We start from the raw sequence: 1,076 nt of genomic DNA on the forward strand, positions 1-1,076 counted from the left end.
AACCAATCTCCCATTCACGAGCAGACAAGCGTTCCGAAAAAAGCTAAGCGGTCAAAAGCTAATCGGGGCTGTCGATTGCCTGCGGATTTCGAACCCGATTACGATTTTGCAATTGAAGCGGGTTTGCCTTCAGAGCGTGTGAAAGTCGAAATCGCAAAGTTTCGAGATTATTGGCGTTCAAAAGCCGGAGCAAATGCAACCAAAATCGATTGGCAAGCAACATGGCGTAACTGGATACGCAAGGCGGTTGATGATTTAGAAAAAATAAAAAACACGAACAACAATGGTGGAAACAATGGAAACTTTTCAAAAGATCAAAGAACTCGCGGTGGTACCGGAGAAACAATCCGTAACCTTATCCGTAGAGCAGGATTTAGTGAATCCGCTTCAAAACAGTGCAGATCAGATGGCGCAATGCGTAACAAGGGATTATCCTTGGACCTTGATCAGTGGCGTGAAATTGACACCAGCCCTAGAAGAACAAGCTTTGGAAGCTTATCAGACTGTTCAAAACTTACTTACCTTGAAAGCGTCTGTTGAAGATATTGCAGAGGCTCTTGATGTGCTTGAAGGCGGTTTGACAATGCAAAAAGTTTCAAATCCAGAGGCACGTGCAAAGGCTTATATCGCGGCTCTTAACGGCATCTCACTCTGGTCTTTGTTGCAAGCTGTTAAAAATCTTATCCGTGGTGAGGCAAAAGGTATGTCAACAACCTTTGTCCCCTCATGTGCTGATCTGGTGCAGTATTGTCGTGATTTAGAAAGCGGGCTTTATGGGGTTGCTGAGAAGGTTTTTATCGCTGTTGAAAATACGCGTAACCTAGCCTTAGGAGGCAAGCGCATTTCATGCATGAGAATAGGCAAGCCTAGTGAAGAGCAACATAACAGTAGCAATTCAAAAGCGGCTTAAAACAGCAAACTAGTGAAAAGTGCTGATGGTTTTGTGATTAGATATGCGTTTAAATCATCAAAAATGTACCGTACAAAGCGATTTAAAGATTTTATGATGAAAACACACCAGTAATACAAAACGCTCTGTACGGTCAAATTTAAGGTAAATTAACCTATTGGTAAAA

The 1,076-nt window shown here is 42.4% G+C and carries 1 protein-coding gene and 1 pseudogene; both read left to right on the plus strand.

The window, feature by feature from the left end:
- Positions 1-540 (plus strand): annotated as a pseudogene (locus ACFIMW_RS09350) (hypothetical protein); the annotation flags it as partial.
- Complete coding sequence (locus ACFIMW_RS09355) at positions 488-910, plus strand: hypothetical protein (protein ID WP_375651145.1); 423 nt, start codon at positions 488-490, stop codon at positions 908-910. The pseudogene ACFIMW_RS09350 and the gene ACFIMW_RS09355, both read left to right, overlap by 53 nt.
- Positions 911-1,076: the final 166 nt, after the last annotated feature.

Origin of the sequence: Bartonella sp. AC329YNZD (assembly GCF_042196685.1) — a bacterium.
Lineage (GTDB): Bacteria > Pseudomonadota > Alphaproteobacteria > Rhizobiales > Rhizobiaceae > Bartonella.